Raw genomic sequence first — 17,493 nt, 5'->3', positions numbered from 1 at the left:
GCAAGACAGGCGCTCAGCCGATGGGGCGGCCGTACGCCCTCAGGGTGTGCAGCGCCTCGATCGTCACCATGGGGCGCGCCTCCAGGGCGGGGGCCGGTGCCCAGCGGCGCCATCGGATCGGCCAGCCGCCGTCCTGCTGTTGCCCGGCCGCCAGGTGGTCCAGGGAACGCGCCATCTCGTCGTCCGTGAACCACGCGCGCGCGAGGGAGCCCGGAGTGCGCGCGAAGTCGTGCGGGAAGTGGTGCTCCTGCGGGGCGTAGCCCGGGGCCACCGGGTAGGCGTCCAGGTGGCCGGGGTCCAGCGCGGCCAGCCGGTGGGCGCGGACCAGGCGGCCCAGGCGGTCGGCGGCCGCCTCCGCGCGCGAGCGGTCGGGGGCGGAGTCCAGGAAGGTGACGGCGGCCTCGATCTCGTACGGGTGGGACCTCTCCAGGGAGTCCACCGCCTGCCAGCAGTAGTCCGTGGCCCGGAACAGCCAGGCATGCCATACGTCGTTGCGGTGCAGCAGGCCCACCACCGGGCCGGTGGTCAGCAGCGCGCTGGGCGGGTCGTCCACGATCGGGACGAAGGGTGCGGCCGGGTATCCGCGCTGGCGGGGATCGATCGCCGGGAGCGCGCCCTCGGCGGTGGAGACCGAGGTGAGGTAGCGGCACACCTGTTCCACGCGCCGGCCGCCCAGGCGGCCGACGGAGTCCATGACGCGCAGCGCGTGCGCGGTGTGCAGCGGCTGGCTGAGAGGGCCGCGCAGATCGGGTTCGAGGGCGTGGCCGTAGCCGCCGTCCTCGTTGCGGTAGGCGTCGAGCGCGGTGTCCACCGGGTCCGCGCCGCCGTGCAGGAAGAGGTGGGCGAAGAGGTGTTGTTCCAGCACGCGCGCGGTGAGCCAGACGAACTGTTCGGCGCGGAAGAGCGGGGAGCGCGCCGGGGGCGACGGGGGGAGTGGGGATGCTCCGGTTTCGTCCATGGGTCAGACCGTAGGGCGGAAAGCGGTCCCGGCAGGCTGCCACGAGGGGTGCCACCCCCGAGGGCGGGATACTGGTGTCATGCGGTTGACGGTCTTCTGGCAGCGGATGGACGAGCACTTCGGCACGGGGTACGCCGACACCTTCGCGCGCGATCACGTGATGACGGAACTCGGCGGACGCACCGTGCACGAGGCGCTCGCACAGGGGTGGGACGCCAAGGACGTGTGGCGCGTGGTCTGCGCGGTGATGAACGTTCCACAGGAGATGCGCTGATCCGCGAGGAAGATCACCAGGGGGGTCCCGGATTGTCGGTGGCGTAGGCGAGACTTGGTCCGTGGAACCCACTGAAGAGACCGGGCAGGCCGTCCGGCACGCACCCCCGTCCGGCACGACGCCGCCCGACCGGCCTCCGGCCGACGGCGCCGTCGCCGGGGGCGGCGGCATGCCGCGCTGGCTCCCGCGCGCGATGGTGCTCGCGTTCGCCCTCTTCGGTGCGTTCCAGTTGGGCACCTGGGCCTTCCACCAGCTCATCGGCCTGCTGCTCAACATACTCATCGCGTTCTTCCTGGCCCTCGCGGTGGAACCCGCGGTGAGCCGGATGGCGGCCCGCGGGATACGCAGGGGACTCGCTACCTTCCTGGTCTTCTTCGGCCTGCTGATCGTGACCGCCGGGTTCTTCACGCTGCTCGGTTCGATGCTCGCGGGACAGATCATCAAGATGATCGAGGGCTTCCCGGACTACCTCGACTCCGTGATCAACTGGGTCAACACCACGTTCCACACCGAGTTGCGGCGCGTGGACATCCAGGAGGGCCTGCTCCACTCCGACTGGCTGAGGAAGTACGCGCAGAACAGCGCCGCCGGTGTCCTGGACGTCTCCACCCAGGTTCTGGGCGGACTCTTCCGGCTGCTGACGATCGGGTTGTTCTCGTTCTACTTCGCCGCCGACGGGCCGCGTCTGCGCCGCGCCCTGTGCTCAGTCCTGCCGCCCGCCCGGCAGGCCGAGGTGCTGCGAGCGTGGGAGATCGCCGTCGACAAGACCGGCGGATACCTGTACTCGCGCGGGCTGATGGCGCTGATCTCGGGCGTCGCGCACTATGTGCTGCTCGAGGCCCTCGGCATTCCGTACGCGCCCGTGCTCGCCGTGTGGGTGGGTGTGGTCTCGCAGTTCATCCCCACCATCGGCACGTACCTCGCGGGCGCCCTGCCCATGCTGATCGCGTTCACGGTCTCCCCGCTGTACGCGCTGTGGGTGCTGATCTTCGTGGTGGTGTACCAGCAGTTCGAGAACTACATGCTGCAGCCCAAGCTGACCTCGAAGACCGTCGACATCCACCCCGCGGTCGCCTTCGGTTCGGTCGTCGCCGGCACCGCCCTCCTGGGCGCCGTCGGCGCCCTGATCGCCATCCCGGCGGTCGCCACCCTCCAGGCGTTCCTGGGCGCGTACGTGAAGCGCTACGACGTCACCGACGACCCGCGTGTCCACGGTCACCGCGGCCGCGGTGAGGGGCCGGGCCCGTTCGCGCGCGTGCGGCGCCTGTGGAACGGGGTCCGGCAGCGTGCGACCCGGTCGGGCAATCAGTAGGTGAGGACCGCCCACGCCCCGGCCGCGGTGACGGCCGCCGCGTAACAGATCACCGCCGCACCCACGATCCTTCGGCGTACCACCTCGCTCCAGGACGTACGGGACAGCAGCCAGGCCAGTGCGGGCAGGACCAGGACGGCGTGCAGGCTCACCCCGTGCAGGGGCTTGAGGGAGGCCGTCGACCGGTACGCGGCCTCCTGGTGGCCGGTACGGGTGAGGAAGACCCCCCGCGCGATCATCGCCGCTCCCGAGGCGAGGGCGACCAGCAGGATCGCGAAGCCGGCACGGACCGCGAGCGCCATGCCGGCCGGCCCCGAAGGCCGGTGTCCGAAGGACGCCACCGCGAACACGGCCGACACCACCACCAGGACGCCACCGCCGACCGCGAGCGTCATGGACACCGCGGTGTCGAAGGGCGTCTCCATGTCCAGGTGCGAGGGAACTCCCCGCCAGGCCTGGAGCGTGATGCCGCCGACCTCCACGACGCAGTCGGCGGCGAACACCGTCAGCAGCGTCGAGCGCAGCCGTTGTCCGACACGGACGAAGGAAGTGACCTGGACGACCGCGAAGAGCGTCATCCCGAAGGAGAGCCCGAAGGTCACCGGCTTCCGCCAGGAGACGGGGCCGTTCCACGGGCCGCCGTCGACGGCGAACACCACCAGGTGGGCGAGGCCGGAGAGGACCAGGAGGAGAGCGGTCGCCCCGTAGAGGCGGCGGAGGACCGGGCCTGGTCGTCCGGTGCCTGCCTCGGTGGCCGCGTCCACGGTCATTCTCTTCTCGCTCTTCTCGCTCTTCTCGTCCACTGACCGAGCCTCGCGGGTGCGCCGGACCCCGTCGTCGTCCGGCCGGAGACACCCGTCGTACGCCCGGGGAAGCAGCGGGGAAGAAGCGCGGCCCGTGCCGCATGGTGCGCTTGACACCGAAATCGAACATCCATTCTTATTGAGGCTCCGGCAAGGTTCTCGACGAGGGCTGCATCCCGGTTTGTTCCGGTATGTTCCTGAGTTATCCACAGGCCGGACCGGCGTCGGGGCGCATTGTCAGTGGCAGGCGTTAGCGTCTTTGACGTGAAGCGATCGACTCAAGCAAATCGGGTGGAACCCATGGCAGGAACCGACCGCGAGAAGGCCCTGGACGCCGCTCTCGCACAGATTGAACGGCAGTTCGGCAAGGGCGCGGTCATGCGCATGGGCGAGCGGTCCAACGAGCCCATCGAGGTCATCCCGACCGGGTCGACCGCGCTCGACGTGGCCCTCGGCGTCGGCGGTCTGCCGCGCGGCCGTGTCGTGGAGATCTACGGCCCGGAGTCCTCCGGCAAGACCACGCTGACCCTGCACGCCGTGGCCAACGCACAGAAGGCCGGCGGCCAGGTCGCCTTCGTGGACGCGGAACACGCCCTCGACCCCGAGTACGCGAAGAAGCTCGGCGTCGACATCGACAACCTGATCCTCTCCCAGCCCGACAACGGCGAGCAGGCCCTCGAGATCGTGGACATGCTGGTCCGCTCCGGCGCCCTCGACCTCATCGTCATCGACTCGGTCGCCGCGCTCGTCCCGCGCGCGGAGATCGAGGGCGAGATGGGCGACAGCCACGTCGGTCTGCAGGCCCGGCTGATGAGCCAGGCGCTGCGGAAGATCACCAGCGCACTCAACCAGTCGAAGACCACCGCGATCTTCATCAACCAGCTCCGCGAGAAGATCGGCGTGATGTTCGGCTCCCCGGAGACCACGACCGGTGGCCGCGCGCTGAAGTTCTACGCCTCGGTGCGTATCGACATCCGCCGCATCGAGACCCTGAAGGACGGCACCGAGGCGGTCGGTAACCGCACCCGGTGCAAGGTCGTCAAGAACAAGGTCGCGCCGCCCTTCAAGCAGGCCGAGTTCGACATCCTGTACGGCCACGGCATCAGCCGTGAGGGCGGCCTGATCGACATGGGCGTGGAGCACGGCTTCGTCCGCAAGGCCGGCGCCTGGTACACGTACGAGGGCGACCAGCTCGGCCAGGGCAAGGAGAACGCCCGCAACTTCCTGAAGGACAACCCCGATCTCGCCGACGAGATCGAGAAGAAGATCAAGGAGAAGCTGGGCGTCGGCGTGCGCCCGGAGAAGCCCGCCGCGGAGCCGGGCGCCGACGCGGCGACCACCGTGACCGCGCCGGGCACGCCCGTGGACGACGCCAAGACGGTTCCGGCTTCCGCCGCCAAGACCGCCAAGACCAAGGCCGCGACCGCCAAGAGCTGATCCGTGACACGACGAACGGACTGGGCCGAGTACGACGCCCACCCCGGCACCCCCCGGGAGCCGGGGAGCGGGATCGGCGGCCCCGCCCGGGGCGGCGGCGACCGACCGGGCGACAGCGACAGGTACGGCAGTGAGGGCGTCTCGTACGGCGGTGACGGTGTGGACGGTGACGGTCCGCACCGGAGCGGCCGTCGGGCCGGACGCGGTGGCGAGCGCGGCGGGCGTGGGCGTCGTCGCCGCGGCTTCGGAGAACCGTCCACCGAGGACGGAGGCGCTTCCTCCTCGTCGAGGGCCGAGAAGGAAGAGCCTTCAGCGGACCCGGCTGAGCGGGCGCGGGCGATCTGCCTGCGCCTGCTCACCGGGACCCCGCGCACGCGGAAGCAGCTCGCGGACGCCCTGCGCAAGCGGGAGATCCCGGACGAGGTGGCGGAGGAGGTGCTCTCGCGGTTCGAGGAGGTCGGGCTGATCGACGACGGTGCCTTCGCCGGCGCCTGGGTGGAGTCCCGGCACCACGGCCGGGGGCTGGCCCGGCGGGCGCTCGCCCAGGAACTGCGGACCAAGGGAGTCGACTCGGCGCTGATCGAGGAGGCCGTCGCCCAGCTCGACTCCGAGCGGGAGGAGGAGACCGCGCGCGAGCTCGTCGCCCGCAAACTGCGCTCGACCAGTGGCCTCGACCGCGACAAACGGCTCCGCCGCCTCGCGGGCATGCTCGCGCGCAAGGGCTACGCCCAGGGCATGGCCCTGCGGGTGGTCCGGCAGGCGCTGGAAGAGGAGGGCGAGGACACGGAATTCCTGGCGGAGGACGATTTCTGAGCTCTGCGAGGACGGGGGCGTGCGCCCGTCCTGCGAGGACGGAGGCGGACGCCGCAGTTCAGCCCCGGGGTGGGGATAACCCCCCGCTGAGGACGCCGGGTCACCGCAGTGCACAGACGTCTGTGCACAGGCGACGGTGTACGCATGACCCGCACGCCTCCGGAACCCGGTACCGGCGAGCCCCGACGGACCGGCCACATCCCCTCGGCGCCCGTCGAAATCGGTGATCTCGACGCCCTCAAGGCGCTGGCCCAGCCCCGCCGCCAGCGCATGCTCGAACATCTCACCCTGCACGGCCCGGCCACCTCGGCGAAGCTGGCCCGGGCCCTCGGCCTGAACACCGGATCCACCAGCTACCACCTGCGTGAACTCGCCAGGTACGGCCTCGTCGAGGAGACGGACGGACAGCCGCGCGCAGAGCGGGGCACTGAGCCGTCCGCTCATCGCGAGCGCTGGTGGCGAGCCGTCCCCGGTGACCGCCGCTTCCCGCCACGCAGCCGGCAGAGCCCCGAGATGCGACAGGCCATGGACGAGCTGAACCACCATGCCTACGCCGCCGACCTGGACCTCTTCGAGCGGCTGCAGCGGGAGGCCGCCGACGGCGACCCCTGGGCGGACGCCTTTCCCTACTCGCGCGGCAGCATCCGGCTCACACTGCCCGAACTCCGGGAGTTCTTCGAGGAGTACATCGCCCTCCTCAACCGCTACAAGCGCCCCGAGTCCGAGACCCCGCCGGGCGCGCGCACCGTCCTCACCCGGCTCATGGCCCACCCCGCTCCCGCTCGCGGCAACGCCGCGCACAACAGAAGAGAGACCGGTCCGTCATGATGCTGCGCTACGCCCTGAAGACCGTCCGCGCCCGCAAGGCCGGCTTCCTCGGTGCCTTCCTCGCGCTGATGTGCGCGGCCGCCCTGATCACCGCGTGCGGCACCCTGCTCGAGACGGGACTGCGCGGCGGCATCCGCACCGAGCGCTACGCGGCCGCCCCGGTCGTGGTCTCCGCCGACCAGAACGTCCACCAGACCACCGTGCGGCACAAGAAGGGCAAGACCAAGGTCAAACACAAGGCCAAGCCCATCGCCGAGCGCGCCTGGCTCCCGGCCGGCCTCGGGAACACGATCGCCCGCACCGCGGGGGTCGCCCGCGTCGTTCCGGAGCTCACCTTCCTCGCCGAGCCGCTGCTCCCCGACGGCACCGAAGGCCGACAGGGCGGCGACGGCCGGGCCGCCTACGGGCACGCCTGGGATTCCGCCGCGCTCACGCCGTACCGGCTCACCCAGGGCACCGCCCCGCGAGGCGCCACGGACGTCGTCGTCGACCGCGACCTCGCCGGGCGCGCCCACCTCACCCCCGGCGACCGGCTCACCGTCCAGTCGACGCAGGCCCCGCGCACCTACCGCGTCTCCGGTGTCGCCGCCCCCGCCACCGCGGTGGACCACCAGACCTCGCTCTTCTTCTCCGCGGCCGAGGCCCGCCGCCTCGCGGGACATCCCGGCGAGGTCAGCGCGTTCGGTGTGCTCCCGAAGACGGGCACCTCCCCGGAGGGGCTGCGCCGGGCCCTGGCCGAGGCGCTGCGCGGCAGCAGGGCACAGGTCAGCGCAGGTGACGCCCGTGGCCCGGTCGAGTTCCTGGACGCCGCCGCGGCCCGCACCAAACTCGTCAGCATGGGCGGCGCGATGGGCGGCACCTCGCTGCTCGTGGCGGTTCTCGTGGTCGTCGGGACCTTCGCGCTCTCGGTCCAGCAGCGCCACCGCGAACTCGCCCTGCTGCGCGCCGTCGCCGCCACCTCCGGGCAGATCCGCAGGCTCCTCGGCAGGGAGGCCCTGATCGTCGGAGTGGCCGCCGGGACCGTCGGGGCCGGCCTGGGGCTTCCCCTGGGCGGCTGGCTGCACGGCAGGTTCGTCGCCCTGGGCGCCGTACCCGCCACGCTCCAGCACACCGCCGGTGTCCTCCCGCCGCTCGCCGCCCTCGCCACGACCCTGGCCGGCGCCTGGGCCGCCGCACGGATCGCCTCCCGCCGGGTCGCCCGGACCAAGCCGGCGGAGGCGCTCACCGAGGCCCGGGCCGAACGCCCCCGCACCGCCCGGGGCCGGCTCCTCGCCGGCCTGCTGATGCTCGCCGGCGGCGCCGCCCTGGTAGCCGTGCTCAGTGTGCTGCGGACCGAGCCCGCGTCGACACCGGTCACCTTCCTCGCCGTTGTCGTCCTGTCCACCTCCGTCGCCCTGCTCGGGCCGCTTCTGGTGAAGGCGGCCGCCTTCCTCCTCGCCGGCCCGCTGCGGCTGACCGGCCACGGCGGCAGGCTCGCCACCGCCAACCTCCGCGGCAACGCCGCCCGGATGGCCTCCGTCGTCACCCCCCTCACCCTGCTCATCGGTATGACCTGCACGGTGCTGTTCGTGCAGCCCACCCTCGGCGACGCGGCCCGGGCCCAGGCCCGCGAGGGCGTCCGCGCGGACTGGGTCGTCGCCTCCCGGGGGCCCGGCGTACCGGCGCAGGCGGCACGGCAGCTACGCACGGGAAACGACGTCGTCACCGAGGTCGTCCGCACCACCGTCCGGGTGGGCCTCGACAAGTACGCAGCGCAGGGAGTCAGCCCGGCCGGACTCGCCCGCACCTGGGACCCGGACGTCACCGAGGGCTCGCTCGGCAGACTCGGCGAGAACACCGTCGCGGTCAGTGAACTGGCCGCGGACCAACTCCACTTGAAGCCCGGCGGCACCCTGAGGCTCACGCTCGGCGACGGCACGCCCGCCACACTCACCGTCGCCGCCGTCTACGCCAGGGGCCTCGGCTTCGGAGACCTCACCTTCGCGCACGACCTGCTCGCCCGCCACGTCGACAACCCGCTCTCCTCCTCCCTCCTCGTCGCCACGGACCGTACACAGACACAACTCGCGACTACGCTGAGTAAGTTCCCGGGACTCGCGGTGATGTCCCCAGAAGCCGCCGACTCGCTCCAGGCGGAGCGGCAGCAGGCCGACTCGGAGGTCCGCTTCCTCGCCATGGGACTCGTCCTGGCCTTCACCGCCATCGCCGTGGTGAACACGCTCGCCATGTCGGTCTCCGAACGGGTCCGGGAGTTCGCGCTGCTGCGTCTCGCGGGGGCCACCCGGCGACAGGTGCTGCGCATGCTGCGCACCGAGGCGCTGTCCGTGCTCCTGCTCGCCACCGCCCTCGGCAGCGCTGTCGCGCTGGCCGTCCTGACCGCGTTCAGCGTCGGCATGACGGGCCGCGCGGCGCCGTCGGTCGCCCCGCTCGGCTACGCCGTCGTGGTCGCCGTGGCGGGACTCCTGGCGCTGGTCGCCACCGCCGTGCCCGGCCGGGTGGCGTTGCGGGTGCGCGCGGTGACGGTGGCCACGGCCAGGGAATGAGCGCCGACGGCGCGGTGCCCGCCCGGGCGGGCACCGGTCACGACGCCACCGGCGTGCTCACTGCCAGTCGTCCGGGCGCTCGACGTGCTCCAGGCGCAGAAGCCGGCCGGTGCGGCTGAAGCGGCGGATGAGCGGCAGGGGCGGGTAGTAGGCGTGGACCGAGATGGCGTGCTCCTCGGTCGACCCGTTGAGGACCTCGTGGACGTGGTGCCGTCCGAAGGCCCGGCCCCGGCCGGCCGGCAGGGTGCGTTCCCGGTCGACGTCGTCCGCCAGTTCCAGGGTCTTCCAGCCGTCGGCGGGCAGACGCACGGCGAGCGAGTACTCCTTCAGCTCGCCCTGTGCGGTCACGAAGGCGCCCACCGAGTCGGCGTGGTCGTGCCAGCCGGTGCCCGTGCCGGGCGGCCAGCCGATCAGCCAGGCCTCGCTGCCGCCCGGGCCCTCCAGACGCACCCAGGTACGGCCCTCGGGGTCGAGTGGCAGGGAGGCGATCAGCTCGTTGTCGGCGGCCGTGCGCCGGACGAAGTCGAGGAGCTCCGCCTGGGTGGGCGCGGTGGCGGCGGGAGACATGGCGGGGGAGACAGACACGGGTACCGTCCTGGGAACGTTCGCGGGGAGCGCGCTGCGGCGAAGGAACGCACTTGCTCATCGGCGGCGCGCGCCGGTGGGAAATGGGGCGAGTTCAGAAGGACGGGCGACACACGCAGCCCGCATAGCGGACGAGGTCCATATGGACCCTCCGCCACAGGCGCACACAGGTGTCGGTCACGATGCGGAGTACACCATGCCGGTGCCGACCGGTCAACTCGCTGTCACCATGCGGACGGCAGGGCGGACACGCGGAGGTTCCCGTGCTGGTCGTACGGGGTGACGGGGATCAGTTGGCCGTCGAACCGGCCGTGGCCTCCTTCGCGTCCTCCGTCGCGTCCGCCGGTTTCCCGCCCACCGCGGCCTCCGCCGCCGCGTACAGGTCGGCGGGGCGTACCCCCGTCAACGCGGTGACCAGATGCCCGTCGGGGCGGATCAGCAGCACGGTGTGGGCGGCCGCGCCGGGGTAGCTCTCGGCGACCAGCAGTTCGGCCGGGCTGGGCAGGGCCGTCACGGCGGCGGCGAGCCGGGGCATGAGTCCGGCGCCCACCCAGTGCCGGCGCTCCCACACGCCGGTGCCCGGCGCGACCAGCACGACGAGCAGCGCGCCCCGGCCGAGCCGGTCGCGCAGCCGTACGAAGGAGCCGTCCTCGGCGGTGACGAGGACGTCCTCGACGGGGGCGCCCGGGGGCGTGTGCACCGGCACCTCCGCCTCCAGGTGCCGGGGTGCGAGCGGGGAGCCGGCGTAGGTGCCCGGCGCGCCCAGTGGGCCGCGTCCCAGGTGACCGTCGCCGAGCAGCAGGTGGTGGCCGCGGGCGGTGCCGGGAACGTACGCCCTTATGCCCCCACCACCGCGCAGCAGCGGCAGCGCCTGGTCGGCCGCGCGCAGCCGGGCCGCGACCACGGCGCGCCGCTCGGTCTGGTAGCTGTCCAGCAGCGCTTCGTGCGGTCCGTGGTGCCAGGCCAGGGACAGCTTCCAGGCGAGGTTGTCGGCGTCCCGCAGCCCCTCGTCCAGCCCGTGCGTGCCGAACGCGCCGAGCAGGTGGGCCGCGTCCCCGGCGAGGAGCACCCGGCCCGCTCGCCAGCGGCGGGCCAGCCGGTGGTGCACCGTGTGGACGCCGGTGTCGAGAAGCTCGTACGCCGGGGTCGGGCCGTCGTTCCAGCCCGCGAGGGTCTCGCGGACCCGGGCCAGTAGCAGTTCGGGCGTGACCAGGTCCTTGCCGGGCGGGAGCAGCCAGTCCAGACGCCAGACGCCGTCCGGGAGCGGGCGTCCGGTGATTTCCCCGGCGAAGGGACCGGACGTCCGCCACGGCGGTGTCCGATGGAGCAACGCCTCGCCGTCCCACGGAAGTTCCGCGCGCAGCGCGGCCACGGCGTGTCGCTCCACCGCCGTACGGCCGGGGAAGCGGATGTCGAGGAGTTTGCGGACCGTGGAACGGGGGCCGTCGCAGCCGATCAGATAGCTGCCGCGCCACCAGGTGCCCTGGGGGCCGCGGGTGTGGGCCGTGACACCGGAAGGTTCCTGCTCCACAGTGTCGAGGCGGCTGTCGACGCACATCCTGACCAGCCGTTCGCCCTCGACGGCGGTGCGCAGAATGCCGCTCAGCACATGCTGGGCGATGTGCAGGGGGGCGGGTTCCTCATCGCCGAACGTGACCTCGCGCGTCACCTGCCTGCGCCGCATCGCCCGCCAGCCAGCCCAGCGCAAGCCCGCCCCGTCGAGCGGCACACCGGTGAGGCGCTCCACGAGGGCGGCGGTGTCCTCGCGCAGCACGACGGTGCGCGCGAGCCGCGGTTCGTCCTTGCCCGGACCCTCGTCGAGCACGACGGACGGCACCTCCTGGCGCGCCAGCGCCAGGGCGAGCGTGAGCCCCACGGGCCCCGCTCCGACGATGATCACCGGGTCCACGGCGCGGCACTCCCTGCCTTCGACGGCGTCCTCGCGGGCGTGAGTGAACAACAGGTTGGAGCAGGGTGCACGATCACAGAACGTATGCAACCCATTGGCGTTGTTTGCGTCAAGCGACGGAGGCAGCGGCGCGCGGGCCACTGCCTCCGTACAGGTCACATCTCTTGATTATGCGTCAGATGCCGCCGGGATCATGCGTCAGAAGCCGCCTCCGAAGTCGCCGCCTCCCGCACCGGTGCCGTAGGAGCCGCCGACCTCGGCCGCGTTCAGGTCGTCGACCTTCTCGGCGCCGAGCACCGCGCCCGTGCTGCGCTTGCTGCGCCGCAGACGGCGCTCCAGCCAGCCCGCGAAGCTGGTCAGGATGAAGTTCAGCACGATGAACATGACCGCGACGACGATGAAGCTCGGGATCACGTTGGCGTAGTTGGCCGCGAGCGTGCCGCGCGAGTTGAGCAGCTCGGTGAATCCGATCATCACACCGCCGAGCGCGGTGTCCTTCACGATGACCACCAGCTGGCTGACGATCGCCGGGAGCATCGCCGTGACCGCCTGCGGAAGCAGGATGCTGCCCATCGTCTGCCCCTTGCGCAGGCCGATGGCGTACGCCGCCTCCGTCTGGCCCTTGGGCAGGGCCAGGATGCCGGCCCGGACGATCTCGGCGAGGACGGCCGCGTTGTAGAGCACCAGGCCGGTGACGACGGCGTAGAGGGGCCGGTCCTCGCTGGTGACGTCCGTGGAGCGGGCGTAGAACTCGTTGGCGAACAGCATCAGCAGCAGCACCGGGATGGCCCGGAAGAACTCGACCACCGTGCCGGCCGCGGCCCGCACCCAACGGTGGTCGGACAGGCGGGAGATACCGAAGAACGCGCCCAGCGGGAGGGCGATCACCATGGCGAGCGAGGCGGCCTTCAGCGTGTTGGCGAGGCCGGGCAGCAGGTATGTGGTCCACGCCTCCGACTCGATGAAGGGCTTCCACAGGGCGGAGGTGAGCTGGTCCTTCTCGTCCATCTTCTGCCACATCCACCACAGGAGGAGGGCGAGGAGGACGGAGAAGACCACCGTGAGGAGGACGTTGCGCCGCCTGGCGCGGGGGCCGGGCGCGTCGTAGAGGACCGAGCTCATCGCTTCACCGCCAGTCGCTTGCCCAGCCAGCCCAGGATGAGGCCGGTCGGCAGGGTCAGCACCACGAACCCGAACGCGAAGACCGCGCCGATGAGCAGCGTCTGCGCCTCGTTCTCGATCATCGTCTTCATCAGGTAGGCGGCCTCGGCGACGCCGATGGCGGCCGCCACCGTGGTGTTCTTGGTCAGCGCGATCAGGACGTTGGCCAGCGGGCCGATGACCGCGCGGAAGGCCTGCGGCAGGATCACGAGCCTCAGGATCTGGCTGAAGCTCAGGCCGATGGCCCGGGCTGCCTCCGCCTGGCCGAGCGGCACCGTGTTGATTCCGGAGCGGATCGCCTCGCAGACGAAGGCCGCGGTGTAGCCGACCAGTCCGAGCACGGCCAGCCGGAAGCCCTGGATCTTGAAGTCCTCGGAACCCAGGGTCATGCCGAAGACGTCGGCGAGGCCCGCCGAACAGAACAGGATGATGACCGTCAGGGGGATGTTGCGGACGATGTTGACGTAGGCGGTGCCGAACCCGCGCATCAGCGGGACCGGGCTGACCCGCATCGCGGCCAGCAGGGTGCCCCAGATCAGGGAGCCCACCGCGGAGAGGGCGGTGAGTTTCACCGTCATCCAGAACGCCCCGAGGACGTCGTAACCTTCAAGAAAGTCGAACACGATCTCCCGCGCTTCCGGCTGGGTGGCGTACGAGGAGGGCGGGCACGCCGCCGCCGTGATCGCGACGGACGGCGGCGCACCGCGGGAACCCCGCTGGGCTGGGCTGTGACTACGAGGCGTTCGGGACGATGACGCCGATCTTCGGGGCGGGCTCGTTCTTGTAGTCCGCCGGGCCGAAGTTGGCGTCGACCGCCTTCTGCCAGGAGCCGTCGCTGACCATCTGCTCCAGCGCCTTGTTGACCTTGTCGACGGTCGCGGTGTCGCCCTTCTTGACGCCGATGCCGTAGTTCTCGTTGCTCAGCTTCAGGCCCGCGAGCTTGAACTTGCCCTTGTACTGGTCCTGGGCGGCGAAGCCGGCGAGGATCGAGTCGTCGGTGGTGACCGCGTCCACGGCTCCGTTCTGGAGGCCGGCGATGCACTCCGAGTAGGTGCCGTACTCCTTCAGGTTCGCCTTCGGGGCGATCGACTTCTGCACGTTCTGCGCAGAGGTCGAACCGGTCACGGAGCACAGCTTCTTGCCGTTGAGGTCGGTGCCCTTGGAGATGTCGGAGTCGGTCTTGATCAGCAGGTCCTGGTGGGCCAGCAGATACGGGCCGGCGAAGTCCACCTTCTGCTTGCGCTCGTCGGTGATCGAGTAGGTGGCCGCGATCAGCTTGACGTCACCGCGCGCGAGGGCGTTCTCGCGGTCGGCGCTCTTGGTCTCGACGAACTCGATCTGGTCCGGCTCGTAGCCGAGCTGCTTGGCGACGTAGGTGGCGACGTCCACGTCGAAGCCCGCGAAGGAACCGTCGGGCTTCTTCAGGCCGAGGCCGGGCTGGTCGTACTTGATGCCGATCTTGATTTTGCCGCCGCCGCTCCCACCACTCGAGCTGCTGCTTCCCTCGTCCTTGTTGTCGCCGCCGCAGGCGGTGGCGGAGAGGGCGAGGGCGAGCACGACGGCCGAGGCGGCGGTGGCCTTGCGAAGCTTCATGTCGACTTCCTTAGGATGATGAAGGACAGTGATGAAGGACTGAGGGGGGTGCGGGTTCCGCCGGCGGCGCGTCGTCCGCACCCGGAGATTCAGTGGTGCAGGATCTTCGACAGGAAGTCCTTGGCACGATCACTGCGCGGATTGCTGAAGAACTGGTCGGGCGCAGCCTCCTCGACGATCCGCCCGTCCGCCATGAAGACCACGCGGTTTGCAGCCGATCGTGCGAAGCCCATCTCGTGGGTGACGACGATCATGGTCATGCCGTCCCGGGCGAGCTGCTGCATGACCTCGAGGACCTCGTTGATCATCTCGGGGTCGAGGGCCGAGGTCGGCTCGTCGAAGAGCATCACCTTCGGGTCCATCGCCAGCGCCCTGGCGATGGCCACGCGCTGCTGCTGGCCACCGGAGAGCTGGGCGGGGTACTTGTCGGCCTGAGTGCCCACGCCGACCCGGTCGAGAAGAGCACGGGCCTTGTCCTCGGCCTGCTTCTTGTCCGCCTTGCGGACCTTGATCTGGCCCAGCATCACGTTCTCGAGCACGGTCTTGTGCGCGAACAGGTTGAACGACTGGAAGACCATGCCGACGTCGGCCCGCAGCCGGGCCAGCGCCTTGCCCTCCTCGGGCAGCGGCTTCCCGTCGATCGTGATGCTGCCCGCGTCGATCGTCTCCAAACGGTTGATGGTGCGGCACAGGGTCGACTTACCGGACCCGGAGGGCCCGATGACCACGACGACCTCACCACGGTCGATTGTCAGTTCGATATCCTGGAGCACGTGCAACGCGCCGAAGTGCTTGTTGACATTCTTCAGGACGACGAGTTCGCCGGGCGGGGCCGCATCTTCCTTGGCCACCGATACTTCGGTCATCGCTCTCAGGCTCCGTCCTCCTCGGTTTCGGAGGACAGTAGTGACCGGCCAAGACCAGCGTCATTACATCTGAGGGGAATCTGAGCATCACGATCCGATAGCAATCGGACACATGTCGTAGCACTTCCGACCAGCGCGCGTCTCGGGCGGATAACTGAGGCGGCGCGCAACCGGAACCCGCTTGACTGCGTCCTCGTACATCAGCGTGACTGCCATGATGCACACGCACGTGTGCTCACCTTGCGCACGATTCCAGACCGAACGGCCGATGAATCGGAGGGGGCCGGGGATGAGACTGCTCCTCGTCGAGGACGACAACCATGTCGCCGCCGCGCTGTCCGCGGTCCTCAAGCGGCACGGCTTCGACGTCACGCACGCCCGCAACGGCGAGGAGGCGCTCCAGGCCCTGGTTCCGGAAGGCCCCGGCTTCGGGGTCGTCCTGCTCGACCTGGGCCTGCCCGACCAGGACGGCTACGAGGTCTGCGGCAAGATCCGCAAGCGCACCGCCACCCCGGTGATCATGGTGACGGCCCGCGCCGACGTACGCTCCCGCATCCACGGCCTCAACCTGGGCGCCGACGACTACGTGGTGAAGCCGTACGACACCGGAGAGCTGCTCGCCCGGATCCACGCCGTCAGCCGGCGCACCGTCCACGAGGACCCGCGGGCCGGGGAAGACGCGCTGCGGCTGGGCGCCGTGCAGATCGAACTGCCCACGAGACGCGTCACGGTGGACGGTTCGGTCGTCCAGCTGACCCGCAAGGAGTTCGACCTCCTCGCGCTGCTCGCCCAGCGCCCCGGCGTCGTCTTCCGCCGGGAGCAGATCATCAGCGAGGTGTGGCGCACCAGTTGGGAGGGGACCGGGCGCACCCTGGAGGTGCACGTCGCCTCACTGCGCGCCAAACTGCGCATGCCCGCCCTGATCGAGACCGTGCGCGGCGTCGGATACCGGCTCGTCGCCCCGGCGGGCCAGTAGCGGGGCACGTTGCGCACACGTCTGCTGCCGCTGCTCATCGTCCTGATGGCGGCCGTACTGCTGGCCCTCGGTGTGCCGCTGGCCGTCAGTTTCGCCGGGGCGCAGCAGCAGAAGGTGGTCGTCGACCGGATCGACGACACCGCGCGCTTCGCGGCGCTCGCCCAGTTCGTCACCGTCTCGTCGCAGACGGACGGTTCCCTGTCCTCGTCCGCGGACGAGCAGTTGGAGACCCTGGAGCGCGAACTCACCAACTACCACGACGTCTACGACATTCGTGCCGGGGTCTTCTACCCCACGCGCGCCGCTCTGGCCGTGGCGCCGAAGGACTGGACCGTCCCCCAGGAGGGCGAGATGCGGGACGCCTTCCAGGAGGCGCTGCTCAGCCGGCGCAGCCACGACCCGCAGCAGGTATGGCCGTGGCAGCGCCATCGCCTCGTCGTCGCGTCGCCGGTCATCCGCGACGGTGACGTCGTCGCGGTCGTCGTCACCGACTCGCCCACCGGGCCGATGCGGTCGCGGATCCTGCACGGCTGGGTGCTCATCGGCGCGGGTGAGATCGCCGCGATGCTGCTGGCCATCGGCGCCGCGCTCAGGCTGACCGGCTGGGTGCTCAAGCCGGTCCGGGTCCTGGACTTCGTCACGCACGCGATCGCGAGCGGGCGCCTGAAGTCCCGGGTCGCCAGTTCCGGCGGGCCGCCGGAACTCAGACGGCTGGCCCGGTCGTTCAACGAGATGGCGGACAACGTCGAAGACGTCCTGGAGCAGCAGCGCGCCTTCGTCGCCGACGCCTCGCACCAACTGCGCAATCCACTCGCCGCATTGCTGCTGCGCATCGAACTGCTGGCCTACGAGCTGCCGGAGGGCAACGAGGAGATCGCCTCCGTCCAGAGCGAGGGCAAACGCCTGGCCCAGGTCCTGGACGACCTGCTCGACCTGGCCCTGGCCGAGCACACCGAGGCCGATCTGAGGGTCACCGACATCGGCGCGCTGGCCGCCGAGCGGGTCGCCGCCTGGGCGCCCACCGCCGAGGCCAAGGGGGTACGGCTGGTGGGCGACTGCCCGCCGACCACAGCGTGGGCCGATCCGGTCACGCTGTCCAGCGCGCTGGACGCGGTGATCGACAACGCCGTGAAGTTCACCCCGGAGGGGGAGAGCGTCGGGGTGACGGTCGCGGTGGACGGCGCGACCTCCACCGTCGTCGTCACCGACAACGGCCCCGGCCTCACCGACGAGGAACTCGCGCGCGTGGGCGACCGTTTCTGGCGCAGCGGCCGCCACCAGAACATCAAGGGCTCCGGCCTCGGGCTGTCCATCTCCCGCACCCTGCTCGCGGCGGGCGGCGGCTCACTGTCGTACGACCGTCACGAGCCGACCGGTCTGACGGTGACGGTGTCGGTGCCGAGGTCGCGGCCCACGGCCTGACCTGGGCGCCTCC

17 protein-coding genes are annotated in these 17,493 nt (G+C 71.0%); 8 read left to right on the top strand and 9 right to left on the bottom strand.

Features of this window, described 5'->3' with window-relative positions:
- Positions 1 to 13: 13 nt before the first annotated feature.
- A complete protein-coding gene (locus ABT057_RS08245; protein WP_352341649.1) occupies positions 14 to 958 on the bottom strand; it encodes a hypothetical protein in 945 nt (314 codons plus the stop codon).
- 79 nt (positions 959 to 1,037) lie between these two features.
- Here ABT057_RS08245 and ABT057_RS08240 point away from each other — a divergent pair, with 79 nt between their 5' ends.
- Together ABT057_RS08240 and ABT057_RS08235 are read left to right on the top strand one after the other, a co-directional pair.
- Positions 1,038 to 1,232: a DUF3046 domain-containing protein gene (locus tag ABT057_RS08240; RefSeq protein WP_352341648.1), complete on the top strand. Its 195-nt coding sequence runs from the start codon at positions 1,038 to 1,040 to the stop codon at positions 1,230 to 1,232.
- Between the two features lie 61 nt (positions 1,233 to 1,293).
- Positions 1,294 to 2,544, top strand: coding sequence for an AI-2E family transporter (locus tag ABT057_RS08235; protein ID WP_352341647.1), 1,251 nt, complete (start codon positions 1,294 to 1,296; stop codon positions 2,542 to 2,544).
- On the opposite strand, the gene ABT057_RS08230 is transcribed toward ABT057_RS08235, so the two are convergent.
- Complete coding sequence (locus ABT057_RS08230) at positions 2,538 to 3,314, bottom strand: hypothetical protein (protein ID WP_352341675.1); 777 nt, start codon at positions 3,312 to 3,314, stop codon at positions 2,538 to 2,540. The two genes, ABT057_RS08235 and ABT057_RS08230, sit on opposite strands and share 7 nt — an antisense overlap.
- Before the next feature lie 333 nt (positions 3,315 to 3,647).
- Between ABT057_RS08230 and recA the strand changes: the two genes are divergently transcribed.
- The 4 genes from recA to ABT057_RS08210 all read left to right on the top strand — a co-directional run bounded on the left by recA (position 3,648) and on the right by ABT057_RS08210 (position 8,968).
- Entirely contained in the window at positions 3,648 to 4,784 is a 1,137-nt protein-coding gene (gene recA, locus ABT057_RS08225; protein WP_352341646.1) for a recombinase RecA, read from the top strand.
- Between the two features lie 3 nt (positions 4,785 to 4,787).
- Positions 4,788 to 5,597 carry a recombination regulator RecX gene (gene recX, locus ABT057_RS08220; protein WP_352341645.1) on the top strand — a complete coding sequence of 270 codons (810 nt, stop codon included), beginning with the start codon at positions 4,788 to 4,790 and terminating at the stop codon, positions 5,595 to 5,597.
- A 144-nt stretch (positions 5,598 to 5,741) separates the two neighbouring features.
- Complete coding sequence (locus tag ABT057_RS08215; RefSeq protein WP_352341644.1) at positions 5,742 to 6,425, top strand: helix-turn-helix domain-containing protein; 684 nt, start codon at positions 5,742 to 5,744, stop codon at positions 6,423 to 6,425.
- The gene (locus tag ABT057_RS08210) at positions 6,422 to 8,968 is read left to right on the top strand and encodes an ABC transporter permease (protein ID WP_352341643.1); all 2,547 of its coding nucleotides are present in this window, start codon (positions 6,422 to 6,424) and stop codon (positions 8,966 to 8,968) included. The genes ABT057_RS08215 and ABT057_RS08210 overlap by 4 nt, the downstream gene beginning before the upstream one ends.
- Before the next feature lie 57 nt (positions 8,969 to 9,025).
- Here ABT057_RS08210 and ABT057_RS08205 read toward each other — a convergent pair whose 3' ends face one another.
- The 7 genes from ABT057_RS08205 to ABT057_RS08175 all read right to left on the bottom strand — a co-directional run bounded on the left by ABT057_RS08205 (position 9,026) and on the right by ABT057_RS08175 (position 15,082).
- Entirely contained in the window at positions 9,026 to 9,535 is a 510-nt protein-coding gene (locus ABT057_RS08205) for a cupin domain-containing protein (RefSeq protein ID WP_352341674.1), read from the bottom strand.
- 112 nt (positions 9,536 to 9,647) lie between these two features.
- Positions 9,648 to 9,719, bottom strand: a complete 72-nt coding sequence (locus ABT057_RS08200; protein ID WP_318658241.1) for a putative leader peptide — start codon at positions 9,717 to 9,719, stop codon at positions 9,648 to 9,650.
- Between the two features lie 123 nt (positions 9,720 to 9,842).
- Positions 9,843 to 11,462 (bottom strand): FAD-dependent monooxygenase, encoded by a 1,620-nt coding sequence (locus ABT057_RS08195; RefSeq protein WP_352341642.1) that lies wholly within the window; start codon positions 11,460 to 11,462, stop codon positions 9,843 to 9,845.
- Positions 11,463 to 11,660: 198 nt separating this feature from the next.
- The gene (locus ABT057_RS08190) at positions 11,661 to 12,584 is read right to left on the bottom strand and encodes an amino acid ABC transporter permease (protein WP_352341641.1); all 924 of its coding nucleotides are present in this window, start codon (positions 12,582 to 12,584) and stop codon (positions 11,661 to 11,663) included.
- A complete protein-coding gene (locus ABT057_RS08185; RefSeq protein WP_352341640.1) occupies positions 12,581 to 13,246 on the bottom strand; it encodes an amino acid ABC transporter permease in 666 nt (221 codons plus the stop codon). The genes ABT057_RS08190 and ABT057_RS08185 overlap by 4 nt, the downstream gene beginning before the upstream one ends.
- Before the next feature lie 109 nt (positions 13,247 to 13,355).
- On the bottom strand, positions 13,356 to 14,216 hold the full coding sequence (locus ABT057_RS08180; RefSeq protein WP_352341639.1) for a glutamate ABC transporter substrate-binding protein: 861 nt from the start codon (positions 14,214 to 14,216) through the stop codon (positions 13,356 to 13,358).
- An 89-nt stretch (positions 14,217 to 14,305) separates the two neighbouring features.
- On the bottom strand, positions 14,306 to 15,082 hold the full coding sequence (locus tag ABT057_RS08175; protein ID WP_352341638.1) for an amino acid ABC transporter ATP-binding protein: 777 nt from the start codon (positions 15,080 to 15,082) through the stop codon (positions 14,306 to 14,308).
- Between the two features lie 289 nt (positions 15,083 to 15,371).
- On the opposite strand from ABT057_RS08175, the gene ABT057_RS08170 reads away from it, so the two are divergent.
- Entirely contained in the window at positions 15,372 to 16,058 is a 687-nt protein-coding gene (locus ABT057_RS08170; RefSeq protein ID WP_352341637.1) for a response regulator transcription factor, read from the top strand.
- Positions 16,059 to 16,067: 9 nt separating this feature from the next.
- Positions 16,068 to 17,480: a sensor histidine kinase gene (locus ABT057_RS08165; protein WP_352341636.1), complete on the top strand. Its 1,413-nt coding sequence runs from the start codon at positions 16,068 to 16,070 to the stop codon at positions 17,478 to 17,480.
- The last annotated feature ends 13 nt before the right edge of the window (positions 17,481 to 17,493 follow it).

It is taken from the genome of Streptomyces sp. NPDC002588, from assembly GCF_040295925.1.
Lineage (GTDB): Bacteria > Actinomycetota > Actinomycetes > Streptomycetales > Streptomycetaceae > Streptomyces.
Note: the sequence above shows the minus strand (reverse complement) of the source record. Positions and strands in the feature narration are given on the sequence as shown.